Origin of the sequence: Enterobacillus tribolii (assembly GCF_003363015.1) — a bacterium.
Lineage (GTDB): Bacteria > Pseudomonadota > Gammaproteobacteria > Enterobacterales > Enterobacteriaceae > Enterobacillus > Enterobacillus tribolii.
This window is the reverse complement of the sequence record NZ_QRAP01000007.1, coordinates 232,839-249,671: the sequence shown is the minus strand read 5'-3', so window position 1 is coordinate 249,671 and position 16,833 is coordinate 232,839. Positions and strand designations below refer to the sequence as shown.

Below are 16,833 nucleotides of genomic sequence, written 5' to 3'. Positions count from 1 at the left end.
TGAAATGTGATTTACATCACAAAATAGAGTAACACCTGCAAAATACCAACGAAGAAGAGTTATGAAAGTGCTGCACAAAATCATCGCTATGTTTGCTAACTTCAGCAACTAAACGCCAAAGGGCAATGGTTATCCATTGCCCTTCTGTTTTATTCGTCCTCACGGACTTGCCATCCGCTTCCCCATATCCGCCGCAGGCTTTCCGGTTGCGCCACGATAGCCACGGAATCCGCCCGCTGCCAGTCGGCAAAGCGCGTTAGCGCCGCCCGGAAATCACGGACTTTCCCCGCCGTGACTTTAGTATCAGATTCCAGATAACAACGCTTCACTTCCAGCACCCCCTGCTGACGGTGAAGCTTGCAGTCCATTCGCCCGACCAACCCGCCTTTGTGCAGCAGCGGCAGCACAAAGTACCCGTAACGCCGCTTCGCTTCCGGCGTATAGCATTCCAGACGGTATTCGAAACCAAATAGTTCGCTGGCCCGGTTTCGATCCCATACCACAGGATCAAACGGCGACAGCAGCGAAGTATGCGTTGCCTTCAGTGATTCCGCCTGGTCCAACAAAGGCAACAGCGAATGATGCACGAAAAAGTCGCCGTCCAGTTCTTCACAACCCACCCGGATCACTTTTCCTTCCTCAAGCCATCCCTGCACAACATTCGCCGCATTTACCCGCTTGAGACGGTAATAGTCCGCCAGCCAGGCGGCGCGGAACACGCCCAGCGCACTGGCGCTTTTTTCCAGCATGATGCGACGGGCAACATCCAACGATAGCCCATGCTCTTCATCACGCCATTCCGGTATGACGCGCTCCGCCAGGTCGTAGACACGGTGAAAATTTTCCCTGGCGCACACCATCAGCTCTCCCAGCGTAAACAGGGTTTCCAGGTGCCGCTTTTCCGGCTTCCACTCCCACCAGCCGTTACTTTTCTTACGCTGCTTACCCAGCTCAACAGAACGTACCGGCCCGTTTTCACGCACATGCCTGACCAGCGCTTCAATATCCTGTCGGTGTGTATCATGCCACTGCGCTGAATATTTCCACCCCATCGCCTCCGGCGCCAACATGGAGGGGCGCACCAAACGGTAATCTTCCCGTGGAATAAAGCAGGCCTCATGCGCCCAATATTCCAGAATATCCCCCTGTCGCAGGGTATCCTCCAGCCACTGCGCGGGGTAGTCTCCCAGGCGGGAAAATAACACCAGGTACGGACTGCGGGCCACCACGTTTATGGTGTCGATCTGGAGCAGCCCCATCTCCCGTATACAGGCAGCAACATCGGTGAATACCGCCTTGCGCCGGCGCGGATGGGCAAGCCCCTGGGCGCTCAGATGTAAGTAACGTAATACTCGCAGAGGCAGCTTCATATCCGGCATGAATGCTCCTGATAACGAAGGAAATTAAGATTAAAGATTGATTATAGGGGGAATGTATCAGAAACAGCCAGCAGGAAGATGTCTCAGGAAAGGGTTGCTGGCTGTTACGGTGTTATCAGTAAGCGATAACGTCTGCGGCAGAGAGGCCGCGGCTGCTCAGATAAGTAGAGAATTCTACCCTTTGGCCTTCCGTCAGCGTCTTATTACGTGAGTTCGCAATCGCTGAACGGTTGACATAGAGATCGTTACCACCGTCATTCGGAGAAATAATACCGAAACCATCGGCCGGGTTGTACCACTTTACAAAACCCATTTTTAAAGTTTGTGTCATAATTTTTACCTTCTTATATTTACACCCGTCATTCATGACTCATAAAAAGAATTGGGGGTGTTACCGCTCATTTTCAAGTTATCGTTAAGAACCTCATCGAGCTGATTAAACAAAAAAGCCCGCAATATGCGGGCTTTGGTATGCGGAGATGAGCATCACCGGTTTCTTATTCCGGGATTAACGATCGACTCATCATCGCACTTTATATGCTCCGTATCTTACAGAGCGACTACATTCGCGGCAGCCGGCCCGCGCGGGCTGTCCTGAATGGTGTATTCTACACGCTGGCCTTCGGCCAGGGTTTTGAAACCGTCATTGACGATAGCAGAGAAATGAACGAACACGTCTTTACCGCCGTCATGCTGCTCAATGAAACCAAAACCTTTGCTTTCGTTGAACCACTTAACCTGACCGGTTTTCTTACTCATTGATATTACCTTTGATTTAATGAAACAAGCCCGAGGGCATTAGGCCAAGTACTCAGATACTAACTTATGGGTGGCACTAAGAAGGAGGTTCGTCGAACAGGCGGAATCAAACGATAACGACTTGAGGAGAACTGCTTTATCTTATGTCTACATAAATAGGTCTGCATCACAGGCCGGTATGTATTTACGCATAAAAATCCGTACCGGGCAAGCAATTTTATTCAACATTTTTTATCGATGGCGATAAGTACCTTTTCCAACAGCCCGGACGCCTGCCATTCAGGAAACCGGGCATCAACGGGTAAGAACCACCAGTTGTCATGTGCGAAGTGACGACACTTGACCGCATCTTTTTCGGTCATAAGCAGCGGCTCGCCTTGCGGCGTTAACCCGGCCAGTTCTTCTTCCGCATAATCACGGTGATCGGCAAAAGCCACGGTGTCAGACAGCGGAATACCCAGCATACCTAATGTATTGAAAAAACGGGGCGGATGTCCGATTCCCGCAATGGCGACCGAGCGGGGGAAGCCCGCAGCCGGACGGCGTTCCCCACTGCGCAAATTAACCAGCGTATCGCCAGCCAACGACATCGGAATTTCGCCTTCCCGCGCTTCGCCGCCGTTCACAATCACGGCGTCAACGTCTTTCAGGCGCCCTGCCCGCTCCCGCATCGGGCCGGCAGGCAACCACCAGCCATTACCGAAGCGGCGAACGCCGTCAATAACCACCAGCTCAAGATCCCGTGCCAACGCATAATGTTGCAGGCCGTCATCCGTGATGATCACATCCAGCGACTGACGCGCAAGCAGCGCCTTAACCGCCTCGCTGCGCCGGGGTGCCACGGCCACCGGCACGCCGGTACGCTGATGAATCAGCACCGGTTCATCGCCGGCCTGCGCGGTTGTCACAGCGTCGTCAATCACCAACGGATAAACATCCGACTTACCACCATACCCACGGGACACCACGCCGACGCGCTTACCACGCGCCAGCAGTTGTTCCGCCAGCCAGATCACAACCGGCGTTTTACCATTTCCGCCTGCGGTCAGGTTTCCAACCACCACAACCGCCACCGGGGCGCGCCAGCCGGAGAATATTCCCCAGCGGTAACAGGCCCGGCGCACAACGCTCACCAGGCCATACAGCCAGGAGAGCGGCAGCAGCAGCCAGTAAAGGCGGGATTGACCTGACCAGATACGTTCAATCATTGGCCGAACTGCATCCGGTGCAGTTGTGCATAAGCACCGCCAAGCGCCTGCAGGGTTTCGTGATTGCCGCGTTCAACAATACGGCCATCCTCCACTACCAGGATTTCATCGGCATTTTCTATCGTGGACAGGCGATGAGCGATGACCAGCGAAGTGCGGTTTTTCTGCAACTCGTCCAGTGCTGCCTGTATCGCGCGCTCAGATTCAGTATCCAGCGCGGAAGTCGCCTCATCGAGGATCAGAATCGGGCTGTCACGCAGCAAAGCGCGGGCTATCGCAATACGTTGGCGCTGACCGCCGGAAAGCAATACGCCGTTTTCACCGATCACCGTATCCAGCCCCTCATCCATTTTAGAAATGAAGTCCATGGCATACGCCATGTGAGCCGCCTTTTCGATGTCTTCCCGGCTGTAAATATCAGTACGCGCGTAGGCGATATTGTTGGCGATGGTGTCATTAAACAAATGCACATTTTGCGACACCAGCGCCACCTGATTACGCAAAGAACTCAGGGTGTACTCGCGCAGGTCGTAGCCATCAATCAGGATTTCTCCCTGCTGAATATCGTAGAAACGCGTCAGCAAGCTGGCAATCGTGGATTTACCGGAACCTGAGCGCCCGACGAGCGCTACCGTTTTCCCTTCGGGGATATGCAGGCTGACGTCACGCAGCGCCGGCGTCTCTTTTCCCGGATAGCTGAACGTCACATGACGAAACTCAACGTCCCCTTTGGCCCGTTCCACAACCCGCTTGCCTTCATCTTTCTCCTGCTCCATATCCAGGATAGAGAACAACGTCTGGCAGGCCGCCATACCGCGCTGGAACTGGGCATTGACGTTGGTCAGCGACTTCAGCGGACGCATCAGGGCGATCATCGAGGAAAAGACAACCGTGATGGTTCCCGCCGTCAGGGTTTCCATTACGCTCGGAAAACTGGCGGCGTAGAGCACGAAAGAGAGCGCGAAAGAAGCAATCAACTGAATGATGGGATCGGAGATGGATGACGCTGCCACCATTTTCATGCTCTGGTGACGCATCCGGTTGCTGACCTTATTAAACCGTTCCGTTTCAACCTGCTGGCCGCCGAAAATCAGTACCTCTTTGTGCCCTTTAAGCATCTGCTCCGCGCTGGTGGTCACCATTCCCATGGTGTTTTGCATGTTCTTACTGATGTTGCGGAAGCGTTTGGATACCATCCGCATCGCAAAGGAAACGACCGGAGCGATAACCAGCAAAATCACCGACAGTTGCCAACTGTAATAAAACATCATGCAAAACAAGGCAATAATCGAAGCGCCTTCGCGTACGACGGTAATCAGCGCGCTGGAAGAAGAGGAAGCAACCTGCTCGGAATCATAGGTAATGCGCGACAACAGGGTTCCGGTTGATTGCTGATCGAAAAAGGCGACCGGCATGCCCATCATGTGGCTGAACAAACGGCGACGCATATTCATCACCACCTTGCCGGACACCCACGACACGCAGTAGCTGGAAATAAATCCCGACACCCCGCGCACCAACATCAGGCCTATCACGGCAAGCGGCATCCAGCGCAGGATGCTTGAACCAGCCTTACCAAAACCGTCATCTAATAACGGTTTCAGTAAAGAAAGCATGTACGCATCACTTGCAGCGTTAATAATCAACGCGACGGACGCCACAATCAGGCCAGCTTTAAAAGGAGAGATCATCGGCCACAAACGACGAAATGTTTGCCAGGTCGAAAGATCTTTATCATTCAGCATGCAATTAACCGCCTCAATTGAAATAGCTGGCTATTTTACTCATTCTCCCCCCCAACGCCAAACCAAGCGTGGTACCAGCGGGGAATTAATTGTGTCCGGTATTCAACAATGCGCAGGCCCGCGCCGGAAAAGCCGGCCCGTATCTGCCCCGCATGTGCTGTGTCATGCCACCCGGCTCCCTGGCGGCGATAACGTTCCAAAACCTTACCTGACGGGAAACGCCACGGAGAATAGCGGGCCGACGAGCTCAATACAACCTGTGGCGCAACGGTTCTTAAAAACAGGGCCGATGAAGAAGTATTGCTGCCATGATGCGGCACCTGTAACACATCTGCCCGCAAGCCGTCTCTCTCTAACCGGACAAGCGCCCCTTCAGCCGCCTGCTCGACATCCCCCGTCAGCAGCACCCTGTGCCGCCCTTGCGTGAGCATTAATACACACGATGCATTGTTTCCCGGTGAAGCCGTTGCTTTTTCCGGCCACAGCGCACTGAACGTAATCCCCTGCCACTGCCAGCGCTCTCCGCGTATACAGGGCATGTCGCCCATCTGTGGGGAACGCAGCCAGATGCCGGGATACGCCTCTTGCAGCGGGCGCAAGCCACCGTTGTGGTCAGTATGCATATGGCTGATGATAATGCCTTCCGGTTCCAACCCTTTGCCGCGTAACCAGGGAATGATTTCCATCGTCGCCATATCCCCGCCGTCCCAGCGGTTGCCGATATCGTAGAGTAACACTTTTCCGTTACGCTCTATGGCCACGGCGAGCCCATGCCCCACATCAAGCATGTGAAGATGCCAGGTATCCTTATCTGCTACATTCACGACCTTCATAGAATATAGGATGACAGCCGCCGCCACACCACCGCCCATAAAACCACGCCAGCGGCAGAGAAGCGTCATCATCATCCATAGCGCCAGCATCAGGGCGAATGCCGCCCAGGTTCCGCTGGCGGGAAACCACAGCGCCGGCAGCGGTTGAAGCAGGGACATCAGCCCGCTGACCAACATATCCGCAGCCGCCCACACGATCTGAGCCTGCAGCAACAGCCCCAGAAGAATCACCGGGACCAGCAGAAAAGAAACAAAGGGAACCGCCAACATATTGACCGGCAACGCCGTCAGGCTGACGCCATGAAACAGGAGAATTTGCAGTGGTTGCATTAACAGCATGATGCCAAGCTGCAAATGGAGAAGACGCACGGGAAAGAAGCGCCTTCTCCTGCGCACGTTTTCTGGTAACGGCAGCAGCCAATACCATAACGTCAGGCACCCTACCGCAGTAAATGATAACCAGAAACTCTGCGATAACACGGTCAGGGGATCATAGAGCACAATCGCGGCAACAACCCATTGAAAACGTTGGCGTACCGTCATGCTGTATCCGCAAAGGCTGAGCACCGCGCAGAAGGTACAACCGACCCCGGCGCGCAATGCCGGCGGGTTCGCGCCGGAAAGCCATACGTAGCCCCAGGCACAAACGATGCCCAGCAGCAGAGGAAACGTCGGCGTATTATAGTTCACGGGTAAAATCAGTTGCCCCAGCCGGGCCATGCCCCAACCGAATAATGCCGCCAGAGCAATATGCAGCCCGGAAATCGCCATCAGGTGGGCAATGCCGTGGTCTTGCATCAAACGTCGCTGGTCAGCACTCAGCAATCCCCGTTCGCCAAAAGCCAGGGCGATAAGAATGGCGCGTCCTTCAGTGGAAGGAAGCTTTTGCAGCGCCTGGTCAATGATGCGCTGCCGCCAGCCGCAGCGCATATCTATCGCCCGGTAAGATACAGGGCTGCCCTGCAGCACCCGGCCATTGCTGACGGCATACCGTTGCCCGTCAAAGCCCCCCTCATTCAGGCGGCTGTGTATCGCCCGCAAACGTACGCTAAGCGCCCAGCGCTGACCCGCGCAAAACGGATATTGCCGGTTATTCCAGTCAAGCGTGACGTTAAACGGAACCCGGTATTTTTCACCTCCGACATGAGTTACCCGAAATACCGTCTTTATCTTCTCCCGCTCATCGTGCAGGCTGGCTGAAATAACGTATCCCCGCAGTAATACCGCCCGATTATGTGGCTGGAGCAGCCGCAGAGGCGCCATAACCTGCCATGCGTTCAGGCATCCCCACACTACGCCGCAGCACAGCAGCGCAACCAGGATTAACGGCGCGTTATTACAGCAAAGCAGCAACATGGCGGCCAGGGAAAGCAGCAGCAACACATTGTGCGAAGGTAATACCGGCAATAAGCCAATAATGGCGGATCCCGCTGCCAGTGCGGTAATGATTTTGCCCGTTTCGATGTTTCTGCCTCCTCCCGCTGCTTTGGGCCTCAGCATGCCGGTTGTCTGTTGAGGAGCCAACCGGCAAAAACGTACTTGTCAAAGTACATTGCAAACAAAAACGGCAATCACGCATGTTACTGAGGAAACTGCGGAGCACGCCGCAGCAACGGAAACAGGCAAAAAAAACGGCGCCATAAAAGGCGCCGCTCGGAATTTTTATCGACTACGGTTTTACGCGTAAATGTTCGCTCTGTCGCGCAACTCTTTACCCGGTTTAAAGTGCGGAACGTATTTACCTTCCAACTCAACTTTGTCGCCGGTTTTTGGGTTACGGCCAACACGCGGTGCACGGTAGTGAAGCGAAAAACTGCCGAATCCGCGGATTTCAATGCGCTCACCGCCGGCAAGCGTAGCAGCCATATGCTCAAGCATCTCTTTTACCGCATCCTCAACCACCTTGGCGGGGAGATGCGATTGCTGGCCAGCTAGTCTTTCAATGAGTTCTGACTTGGTCATATATCCTCCAAGCTGTGCTCCGTATTAACGAAACACGCCGCAGCTTAACTACCGTTAAAAGGCGGCCGAAGCCGCCCTCATCATTACTCGCCTTTAGCTGCTTTAAATGCTTCAGCCATAGCGTTAGAGAAGTTTGAATCTTCCTGCTTGTTGTTCACAGAAGCGATTGCATCTTTCTCGTCAGCTTCGTCTTTAGCACGTACAGACAGGCTTACAACGCGGTTCTTACGATCTACGCCGGTGAATTTGGCTTCAACTTCGTCGCCCACGTTCAGCACCAGGGTGGCGTCTTCAACGCGGTCACGGGAAGCTTCAGAAGCACGCAGATAACCTTCTACGCCATCCGCCAATTCAACTGTAGCACCTTTAGCGTCAACTGCAGTGACTTTACCCTTAACAATCACACCTTTCTTATTCATAGAGATGTAGTTGTTGAACGGATCTTCAGCCAGCTGCTTCACGCCCAGGGAGATACGCTCGCGCTCTGCATCGACCTGCAGAACAACAGCGGCGATTTCATCACCTTTCTTGTATTCGCGCACGGCTTCTTCGCCGGCAACGTTCCAGGAGATGTCAGACAGGTGAACCAGACCATCGATGCCACCGTCCAGGCCGATGAAGATGCCGAAGTCAGTGATTGACTTGATCTTACCTTCAACGCGGTCGCCCTTGTTGTGGGTTTCAGCGAACTGCTGCCACGGGTTGGATTTGCACTGCTTCAGACCCAGGGAGATACGACGGCGCTCTTCGTCGATATCCAGAACCATCACTTCCACTACGTCGCCAACGTTGACAACTTTGGACGGGTGGATGTTTTTGTTGGTCCAATCCATTTCGGAAACGTGAACCAGGCCTTCAACGCCTTCTTCGATTTCAACGAAGCAGCCGTAGTCGGTCAGGTTGGTCACGCGGCCGGTCAGTTTGGTACCTTCCGGATAACGCTTGGCGATAGCTACCCACGGATCTTCGCCCAGTTGCTTCAGGCCCAGGGAAACACGGGTACGCTCGCGGTCAAACTTCAGCACTTTAACGGTGATTTCGTCACCCACGTTCACGATTTCGCTCGGATGCTTAACGCGTTTCCAGGCCATATCAGTGATGTGCAGCAGGCCATCAACGCCACCCAGGTCAACGAAGGCACCGTAGTCGGTCAGGTTCTTAACGATACCCTTGACTTCCATACCTTCCTGCAGGTTTTCCAGCAGCTGATCGCGCTCTGCGCTGTTCTCGGATTCGATAACGGCACGGCGGGAAACAACTACGTTGTTGCGCTTCTGGTCCAGCTTGATGACTTTGAACTCAAGCTCTTTTCCTTCCAGGTGCAGAGTGTCACGCACCGGACGAACGTCTACCAGGGAGCCCGGCAGGAACGCGCGAATGCCGTTCAGTTCTACGGTGAAGCCACCCTTCACTTTGCCGTTGATCACGCCGGTAACGGTTGCAGCTTCTTCGTAAGCTTTTTCCAGCATCAGCCAGGCTTCGTGGCGCTTGGCTTTTTCACGGGACAGCAGCGTTTCGCCGAAGCCGTCTTCCACTGCGTCCAGTGCAACGTCAACTTCGTCGCCTACCTGGATTTCCAGTTCGCCCTGGGCGTTTTTGAACTGCTCTACCGGAATGGCGGACTCAGATTTCAGGCCGGCGTCAACCAGCACGACATCTTTGTCGATAGCAACAACAACACCACGAACGATGGAACCCGGGCGGGTTTCGATTTCTTTTAAGGATTCTTCAAAGAGTTGAGCAAAAGATTCAGTCATGTTGATAATCTTCAGGGTTCTTTAATTTAACGTCCATCAGGCATCCTGCGAGATGGGGGTTGTTTAACATACCCTGCTACGGTTCCGTTGCGGCAGGGGGGGTAATAATTATACAACGTTCACCGGGTGATGATGAACAAAAATATCAATAACAACAATAGCCAGAGTGCATTTTTGCATTACTGGCTATCATTCACGGTCAAAAAAGCGACCTGACTTCCCGCGCTGTTGCAATAAAGCCGCTCATTCAGGAAGTGACAATTTCTCCCGGACATAGCCCAGCGCACGGTCGATGACCTGTTCAATGGACATCCGGGTCGAATCCAGCAGCAACGCGTCCTGCGCCGGCACTAATGGCGCCACGGCACGGTTACGGTCGCGGTAGTCCCGCTCCTGGATCTCGGCCAAAAGGCGGTCAAAATTAACACTAAAGCCTTTTTCCTGCAACTGATGCATACGGCGATGCGTACGTTCTTCCGCGCTGGCATCAAGAAAAATCTTTACCGGCGCATCCGGAAATACCACGGTACCCATGTCGCGTCCGTCGGCAATCAGGCCCGGCGCTTCGCGAAATGCGCGCTGACGGCGCAGCAGCGCCTCTCTGACACGGGGGAACGCCGCCGCCTGCGATGCCGTGTTGCCCACGGTTTCCGTACGGATTTCGTTACTGACGTCTTCGCCTTCCAGGATGACCTGCAGTTGCCCGCTTTGCGCCACAAAACGTACGTCAAGGTGCGCAGCCAGAGGAACCAGGGCTTCTTCCGATGAAATATCAACCTGATGATGCAGGGCTGCCAGCGCCAGCACCCGGTAAATGGCGCCGGAATCCAGCAAATGCCATCCCAGCGTTTCAGCAAGCGCTTTGCACAATGTCCCTTTACCGGCGCCGCTCGGCCCATCAACGGTGATCACGGGAACTATTGCCGTCATTCATGTCTCCTTGCGTTAGGGAAAACGGTCCGCCTGCCGGGGCAGGCATAGCGGCGCGCATTATACGCTTACCGCCATCAATCTGTTACCCTCAGCCGGTTCAGTTGCCGGAAAAACTACCAATTTACTGTAGGTAATTTTTTGCACTTTGCGACTGCGCATGCAGGCCGAGCTGCGCAAACGGGCAATCAGCAGGGCGGCAAGCGCCGCCCCACGGGGCCGCTTTTTCAGATTAGGATGAATGGCTCAGCCGGGCGAACTGGCGGAAATAATCAGGGAATGTCTTCGCCGTACACCCCGGATCGAGAATAGTCACCGGCGTGTCTGACAGCGCCACCAGCGAAAAACACATCGCCATGCGATGATCGTTGTAGGTGCCGATCTCGGCGGCCTTCAGTTGCTGCGGCGGCGTTATCCGGATGTAGTCCTCACCTTCCTCCACGTCCGCCCCGACTTTACGCAGCTCCGTCGCCATGGCGCTCAGGCGGTCCGTTTCTTTTACCCGCCAGTTATAAATATTGCGAATCGTCGTGGGGCCTTCGGCAAACAGCGCCGTAGTGGCGATGGTCATCGCGGCGTCGGGAATATGGTTCATATCCATATCCACACCGTGCAGCGAACCGCGGCAGCACTCGATGTAGTCGTCTCCCCAGCGAATTTCCGCTCCCATTTTTTCCAGTACGTCGGCAAAGCGGATATCACCCTGTACGCTGTTCCTGCCGATGCCGCCCACCCGCACGCAGCCGCCGCGAATAGCCGCCGCCGCCAGGAAATAAGAAGCAGACGAAGCATCGCCCTCCACCAGATAATCCTGCGGCGCGACATACTGCTGATTGCCGGGAATATGGAACCGTTGGTAATTTTCATGCGTTGCGCGCGCGCCGAAGTTTTTCATCAGCGCCAGCGTAATATCGATATAGGGCTTCGATACCAGATCGCCTTTGATCGTAATCGTCGTATCCTGCCCGGCCAGCGGCGCCGTCATCAGTAATGCGGTAAGGAACTGGCTGGAAACGCTGCCGTCCACGGAAATATCACCACCGTGAAAACCGCCGCGCAGGCGCAGCGGCGGATAGTTTTCCTGCTCCAGATAGTCAATCTGCGCCCCGCCCTGACGCAGCGCGTCAACCAAATGGCCGATCGGGCGCTCTTTCATGCGTGGTTCGCCGGTCAGAATGACGTTCCCCTGCCCCAGGCACAACGCGGCCGCCAGCGGACGCATCGCCGTCCCCGCGTTGCCCAGAAAGAGCTCCAGCGCGCTTTTCGCCTGCAATGGGCCGCCGACACCGGTAATTTCACAGCGGGTACGATCGTCGGAAAGCTGGTAGTGCACGCCCAACGCCTTCAGCGCATTGAGCATATGGCGGACGTCGTCGCTGTCCAGCAGGTTGTGCAGCCGGGTCGTTCCCCGGGCCAGCGCCGCCAGCAGCAACGCGCGGTTGGAAACGCTTTTAGAACCGGGCAGATTGATCTCCCCTGAAAATTTGGCTATCGGTGATAATGTCAGGGAATCCTGCATGATGTGTTCTCCGGCTAAACTCAACGGCAGCAGCGTATTCGCCCTGCAAATAAAAGATGACACTGTTGTACATATTTCTTGTCACGCTGTCACCCCAAAAGCTGCCGCTGAAAAAATATCGGCGACAAAAAACCCCGGCATGCCGGGGTTTCAGGGTGTTTTTCGTACTTTACGCTTAACCGTGGCGGCGTTCAAACCCGGCCATAAAATCTGTTAATGCCTTCACGCCTTCAATCGGCATAGCGTTATAAATGGACGCCCGCATTCCCCCTACCACCCGGTGCCCTTTCAGGGCATGCAATCCGGCGGCTTTCGCTTCCTCAAGAAACAACGGATCCAATTTGGGATCGGCCAACTGGAAGGGAACGTTCATCCATGAACGGTTAGTTTTAGCGACGCTATTGCTATAGAAATCGCTGCCATCGACAGCGCTATACAATAATTCAGCTTTGGCCTGGTTGCGCTTCTGCATTTCCGTCAGGCCACCTTGTTCTTTAAGCCATTTAAATACCATACCTGACAGGTACCAGGCAAATGTTGGCGGCGTATTAAACATGGAATCATTTTCCGCCAGAACCTTGTAGTCCAGAATAGACGGCAGCTCTTTACGCGCTTTACCTAACAGGTCTTCACGCACAATCACTACGGTAATACCCGCAGGGCCGATATTCTTCTGCGCACCGGCGTAGATCAGACCGTAGCGGCTAACATCCAGCGGACGGGAAAGGATGGTGGAGGAGAAATCGGCCACAACGACCTTGTCGCCGAAGTCCGGTTGCTCATCAATCGCAATACCGTCAATCGTCTCATTCGGGCAGAAGTGCAGAAATGCCGAATCATCGGTTAACGTCCACTCGCGCATCGGCTTGATCGCCTGCTCGCCATCGGCGTTGCGGGTTGTGATATCACATACCACCGGCGTGCAATATTTTAGCGCCTCTTTGACCGCACAGTGCGCCCAATAACCGCCGTCCATATAATCCGCACTCTGGCTGTTGCCCAACAGGTTGAGGGGAACTGCCGCAAACTGGGCGCGCGCGCCGCCGTGGCAAAACAAAACTTTGTAATTATCCGGCACCTTCAGCAAGTCACGCAGATCCTGCTCAGCTTCAGCCGCCACCTGCATGAACTCCTTGCTGCGATGGCTGATTTCCATCACCGATGTACCCAGACCATGCCAATTGCACAATTCCTGCTCTGCGCGACGCAAGACTTCCGTCGGCAACATCGCCGGGCCGGCGCTGAAATTATAAACCTGTGTCATTTCCCCTCACCGCTTTGTAATTAAGTACCAAAAATTCGCGTAATCGTTTGGTTTTATCACCCGCGCACGTTCACTGCAACGGTTATCCCGTTTCTTCCGGACAAAAGCGATCAGGCAAGCATGCCGGCATGTCCGGCTTATGCTGTACTTTCTCCTTCACTCTTTTCCCTGTGCACCATTTTCTTCTGCATATCCTCCGCCAACCCATGTTTAATTTTTGTTACGGAGATAAAAACGCCCGCACCGGTTAAGGTACGGGCGCGGAGCGTGTACGGGCGTCAGCCCGCAGCAACTCAGTACATATTAAATATCTGCTGAATCTTTTGCGGATCGTCGGTCTGGGTCAGCGCCAACTGCAACAGAACGCGCGCCTTTTGCGGATTCAGCGTGCCGGAGGCCACGAATCCGTATTTGACGTCATCCACTTCCGCATCTTGTGTGGTCGACCCTGTCGGAACACGGGAAGAACGCACGACAACCACGCCTTTTTTCGCGGCGTTGGCCAGCGTATCGAACACGCTGTGATACAGGTTGCCGTTACCCACCCCGGCGCTGACGATGCCCTGATAACCTGCATCAATCAGAGCTTTAGCCGGCAGTTCGGAGGCGTTGGCATAGTTATAGACGATACCCACCTTCGGCAGCGCATTCAGATTGTTGACGTTAAACGGCGTTTCCGAAGTGTGACGACGTCCCGGTCTTCTCTGGTAATCGATTTTACTGTTGTGAACGTATCCCAGCGCCCCGTAATTCGGCGACTGGAACGTCTGCACGCCGGTGGTGTTGGTTTTCGTCACATCGCGCGCATCCAGTACGGTGTCGTTCATCACCACCAGCACGCCGCGGCGCGCGGAGGCCGGATCGGCGGCGGCGACCACCGCGTTATACAGGTTGAAGGGGCCGTCTGCACTCATTGCCGTTGAAGGACGCATCGCGCCGACCATGACCACCGGCTTTTCGCACTTCACGGTTAAATCAAGAAAATATGCGGTTTCTTCCATGGTATCCGTACCATGGGTAATCACGAAACCGTCGGTTTTGTTGCAGTCGGCGTTGATTTTCTTCGCCAGCTTCAACCAAACCTCATCGTTCATATCTTGTGAACCGATGCTGACTACCTGCTCGCCTTTGATGTTGGCAATATCTTTCAGTTGCGGTACTGCATCGACCAGCGTTTCAACACCAACCTTACCCGCCTTATAACTGGACTTCGTTGCAGAATCGCCGCCGCCGGCGATGGTTCCGCCCGTTGCCAGAATCGTCACGTTGGGTAACGCCAGGGCTGCGCCGCTGAAGCCTGAAACCAAGAGTGCCAACAAGCTTACTTTTACTAACTTCATCAGATCTCTCCTGTAGGATAACTCGCTGAATTATCACCCATATCCATACAATTACTGTGACATTCAACAAAGTTAGTGAATTCGTAGAGCATTTTTGGAAAAGGACGTAGAATGCTTGTTTTATTCATTAACATTGGCCTGACATGACACAAACATTTATCCCCGGTAAAGACGCCGCCCTGGAAGATTCCATCGCCCGTTTTCAGCAGAAGCTCGCCGACCTGGGCTTCAATATCGAAGAAGCTTCATGGCTCAACCCGGTTCCCCATGTCTGGTCCGTCCATATCCGCGACCGGGACTGCCCGCTTTGCTTTACCAACGGAAAAGGCGCCAGTAAAAAGGCCGCGCTGGCCTCTGCGCTCGGCGAATACTTCGAGCGCCTGTCCACCAACTACTTCTTTGCCGATTTCTATCTCGGCAGCCAAATCGCGAACGGCGATTTCGTTCACTATCCGAATGAAAGATGGTTCCCGATCCCGCAGGACAACACCCTGCCGGAAGGTATTCTGGATGAGGCGTTGCTTGAGTTTTACAATCCGGAAGATGAATTAAGCGGCAGCGATCTGGTCGATCTCCAGTCCGGCAACAGCGAGCGCGGCATTTGCGCCCTGCCTTTTACCCGTCAGTCGGATGGGAAAACGGTCTATATTCCGGTGAACATCATCGGCAATCTGTACGTTTCCAACGGCATGTCGGCGGGTAACACCTGCACGGAAGCCCGCGTGCAGGGGCTGTCGGAGATTTTCGAGCGCTACGTAAAAAACCACATCATCGCGCAGTCCATCAGCCTGCCGGAGATTCCGCCGGACGTTCTGGCGCGCTATCCCGGCGTGGTGGAAGCCATTGCGAAGCTGGAGCAGGAAGGATTTCCGATTTTCGCCTATGACGCCTCGCTGGGCGGCCAGTATCCGGTCATCTGCGTGGTGTTGTTTAACCCGGCCAACGGCACCTGCTTCGCGTCATTCGGCGCCCACCCCGATTTCGGCGTCGCGCTGGAGCGTACCGTCACCGAGCTGCTGCAGGGGCGCAGCCTGAAAGATCTGGACGTCTTTACAGCACCGACCTTTGATGATGAAGAGGTCGCCGAACACGCCAACCTGGAAACGCATTTTATCGATTCCAGCGGCCTGATTTCCTGGGATTTGTTTAAGAAAGACGCCGATTATCCGTTTGCCGACTGGTCTTTCAGCGGTTCGACGGAAGAAGAGTTCGCCACATTAATGGATATCTTCCGGGACGCCGGCCAGGAAGTTTATATCGCCGACTATGAACATCTGGGTGTCTACGCCTGCCGCATCCTGGCGCCCGGCATGTCAGACATTTACCCGGCGGAAGATCTGCTGCTGGCGAACAACAACATGGGCGCGCACCTGCGCACCACCCTGCTGCAACTTCCGCAAAGCGAATGGCCGCGCCGGCGTTATCTGGCGCTGATCCAAACGCTGGACGATGAAGGGCTGGATGATTTCACCCGGGTGCGCGAGCTGCTCGGCATTGCTTCCGGCAAAGACAACGGCTGGTATACCCTGCGCGTGGGCGAGCTTAAAGCCATGCTGGCGCTGGCCGGCAGCGATCTCGAGCAGGCGCTGATCTGGACGGAGTGGACGCAAGAGTTCAATGCTTCGGTCTTTACGCCGGAACGGGCCAATTTTTACCGCTGCCTGCATACCTTATTGTTGCTCTCGCAGGAGGAAGGCAGAGAAGCCGCACAATACGCCACGGCCTTTTCACGTATGTACGGCGCCGAAACGCTGGCGACCGCACAGGCCGTGCTGCGCGGCGAACGCCGTTTCTACGGCCTGCCGGCCGTGGATGATGCGTTGGGCGCCCTGCCGGCCCATCAGGCACTGCTAACCGCTTATGAGAAGCTGCAGCGCGCCAAGCGCAATCATCAGCAATAAGCCGCAATTGCCGGAGGGCGGCATGCCTTCCGGCTTTCACCGGCTATAGGTTTTTTTGTGCGAGTAGAATTAATTTTTCAGAGTAAAGATAATTATTTCTTTATTTGTTAAACTTGAGTTGCTTTTATATTTCACAACAAAAACATCTCGATCAAATCGATATCAAAAAAGCATCTTAATTAACCTTGCAACACTTTTTCCAACCCCTGATTTCAACTCATTTTGTAAATTTTAAA

Annotated in this window: 13 protein-coding genes; 1 reads left to right on the top strand and 12 read right to left on the bottom strand. The window is 54.5% G+C overall.

All coding sequences use genetic code 11. The features are described 5' to 3' along the window. Positions 1–149: 149 nt before the first annotated feature. The 12 genes from C8D90_RS15850 to ansB form a co-directional block, all read right to left on the bottom strand. Positions 150–1,379 (bottom strand): winged helix-turn-helix domain-containing protein, encoded by a 1,230-nt coding sequence (locus C8D90_RS15850; RefSeq protein ID WP_115459436.1) that lies wholly within the window; start codon positions 1,377–1,379, stop codon positions 150–152. A 115-nt stretch (positions 1,380–1,494) separates the two neighbouring features. Then, positions 1,495–1,710 carry a cold-shock protein gene (locus C8D90_RS15845; protein WP_115459500.1) on the bottom strand — a complete coding sequence of 72 codons (216 nt, stop codon included), beginning with the start codon at positions 1,708–1,710 and terminating at the stop codon, positions 1,495–1,497. A gap of 218 nt (positions 1,711–1,928) precedes the next feature. Beyond that, positions 1,929–2,138 (bottom strand): transcription antiterminator/RNA stability regulator CspE, encoded by a 210-nt coding sequence (gene cspE, locus C8D90_RS15840; RefSeq protein ID WP_115459435.1) that lies wholly within the window; start codon positions 2,136–2,138, stop codon positions 1,929–1,931. A gap of 221 nt (positions 2,139–2,359) precedes the next feature. Beyond that, complete coding sequence (gene lpxK, locus C8D90_RS15835; protein WP_115459434.1) at positions 2,360–3,346, bottom strand: tetraacyldisaccharide 4'-kinase; 987 nt, start codon at positions 3,344–3,346, stop codon at positions 2,360–2,362. Beyond that, positions 3,343–5,091, bottom strand: a complete 1,749-nt coding sequence (gene msbA / locus C8D90_RS15830; protein ID WP_115459433.1) for a lipid A ABC transporter ATP-binding protein/permease MsbA — start codon at positions 5,089–5,091, stop codon at positions 3,343–3,345. The genes lpxK and msbA overlap by 4 nt, the downstream gene beginning before the upstream one ends. A gap of 35 nt (positions 5,092–5,126) precedes the next feature. Next, positions 5,127–7,424: a DNA internalization-related competence protein ComEC/Rec2 gene (locus C8D90_RS15825; RefSeq protein WP_115459432.1), complete on the bottom strand. Its 2,298-nt coding sequence runs from the start codon at positions 7,422–7,424 to the stop codon at positions 5,127–5,129. Positions 7,425–7,601: 177 nt separating this feature from the next. Then, positions 7,602–7,886 (bottom strand): integration host factor subunit beta, encoded by a 285-nt coding sequence (gene ihfB, locus C8D90_RS15820; protein ID WP_115459431.1) that lies wholly within the window; start codon positions 7,884–7,886, stop codon positions 7,602–7,604. A gap of 83 nt (positions 7,887–7,969) precedes the next feature. Then, positions 7,970–9,643, bottom strand: a complete 1,674-nt coding sequence (rpsA, locus tag C8D90_RS15815; RefSeq protein ID WP_115459430.1) for a 30S ribosomal protein S1 — start codon at positions 9,641–9,643, stop codon at positions 7,970–7,972. Between the two features lie 243 nt (positions 9,644–9,886). Beyond that, positions 9,887–10,573 carry a (d)CMP kinase gene (gene cmk, locus C8D90_RS15810; protein WP_115459429.1) on the bottom strand — a complete coding sequence of 229 codons (687 nt, stop codon included), beginning with the start codon at positions 10,571–10,573 and terminating at the stop codon, positions 9,887–9,889. Positions 10,574–10,805: 232 nt separating this feature from the next. Further along, positions 10,806–12,092 (bottom strand): 3-phosphoshikimate 1-carboxyvinyltransferase, encoded by a 1,287-nt coding sequence (aroA, locus tag C8D90_RS15805; protein ID WP_115459428.1) that lies wholly within the window; start codon positions 12,090–12,092, stop codon positions 10,806–10,808. A 175-nt stretch (positions 12,093–12,267) separates the two neighbouring features. Then, the gene (gene serC / locus C8D90_RS15800) at positions 12,268–13,356 is read right to left on the bottom strand and encodes a 3-phosphoserine/phosphohydroxythreonine transaminase (RefSeq protein ID WP_115459427.1); all 1,089 of its coding nucleotides are present in this window, start codon (positions 13,354–13,356) and stop codon (positions 12,268–12,270) included. A gap of 293 nt (positions 13,357–13,649) precedes the next feature. Continuing rightward, entirely contained in the window at positions 13,650–14,696 is a 1,047-nt protein-coding gene (gene ansB, locus C8D90_RS15795) for an L-asparaginase 2 (RefSeq protein WP_115459426.1), read from the bottom strand. Between the two features lie 143 nt (positions 14,697–14,839). Here ansB and ycaO point away from each other — a divergent pair, with 143 nt between their 5' ends. Beyond that, on the top strand, positions 14,840–16,597 hold the full coding sequence (gene ycaO, locus C8D90_RS15790; protein WP_115459425.1) for a 30S ribosomal protein S12 methylthiotransferase accessory factor YcaO: 1,758 nt from the start codon (positions 14,840–14,842) through the stop codon (positions 16,595–16,597). Positions 16,598–16,833: the final 236 nt, after the last annotated feature.

Excerpts from the sequence above, each read along its gene's own strand:
- C8D90_RS15850 (WP_115459436.1), bottom strand. The coding sequence starts at position 1,379 with ATGCCGGATATGAAGCTGCCTCTGCGAGTATTACGTTACTTACATCTG.
- C8D90_RS15845 (WP_115459500.1), bottom strand. The coding sequence starts at position 1,710 with ATGACACAAACTTTAAAAATGGGTTTTGTAAAGTGGTACAACCCGGCC.
- cspE (WP_115459435.1), bottom strand. The coding sequence starts at position 2,138 with ATGAGTAAGAAAACCGGTCAGGTTAAGTGGTTCAACGAAAGCAAAGGT.
- lpxK (WP_115459434.1), bottom strand. The coding sequence starts at position 3,346 with ATGATTGAACGTATCTGGTCAGGTCAATCCCGCCTTTACTGGCTGCTG.
- msbA (WP_115459433.1), bottom strand. The coding sequence starts at position 5,091 with ATGCTGAATGATAAAGATCTTTCGACCTGGCAAACATTTCGTCGTTTG.
- C8D90_RS15825 (WP_115459432.1), bottom strand. The coding sequence starts at position 7,424 with ATGCTGAGGCCCAAAGCAGCGGGAGGAGGCAGAAACATCGAAACGGGC.
- ihfB (WP_115459431.1), bottom strand. The coding sequence starts at position 7,886 with ATGACCAAGTCAGAACTCATTGAAAGACTAGCTGGCCAGCAATCGCAT.
- rpsA (WP_115459430.1), bottom strand. The coding sequence starts at position 9,643 with ATGACTGAATCTTTTGCTCAACTCTTTGAAGAATCCTTAAAAGAAATC.
- cmk (WP_115459429.1), bottom strand. The coding sequence starts at position 10,573 with ATGACGGCAATAGTTCCCGTGATCACCGTTGATGGGCCGAGCGGCGCC.
- aroA (WP_115459428.1), bottom strand. The coding sequence starts at position 12,092 with ATGCAGGATTCCCTGACATTATCACCGATAGCCAAATTTTCAGGGGAG.
- serC (WP_115459427.1), bottom strand. The coding sequence starts at position 13,356 with ATGACACAGGTTTATAATTTCAGCGCCGGCCCGGCGATGTTGCCGACG.
- ansB (WP_115459426.1), bottom strand. The coding sequence starts at position 14,696 with ATGAAGTTAGTAAAAGTAAGCTTGTTGGCACTCTTGGTTTCAGGCTTC.
- ycaO (WP_115459425.1), top strand. The coding sequence starts at position 14,840 with ATGACACAAACATTTATCCCCGGTAAAGACGCCGCCCTGGAAGATTCC.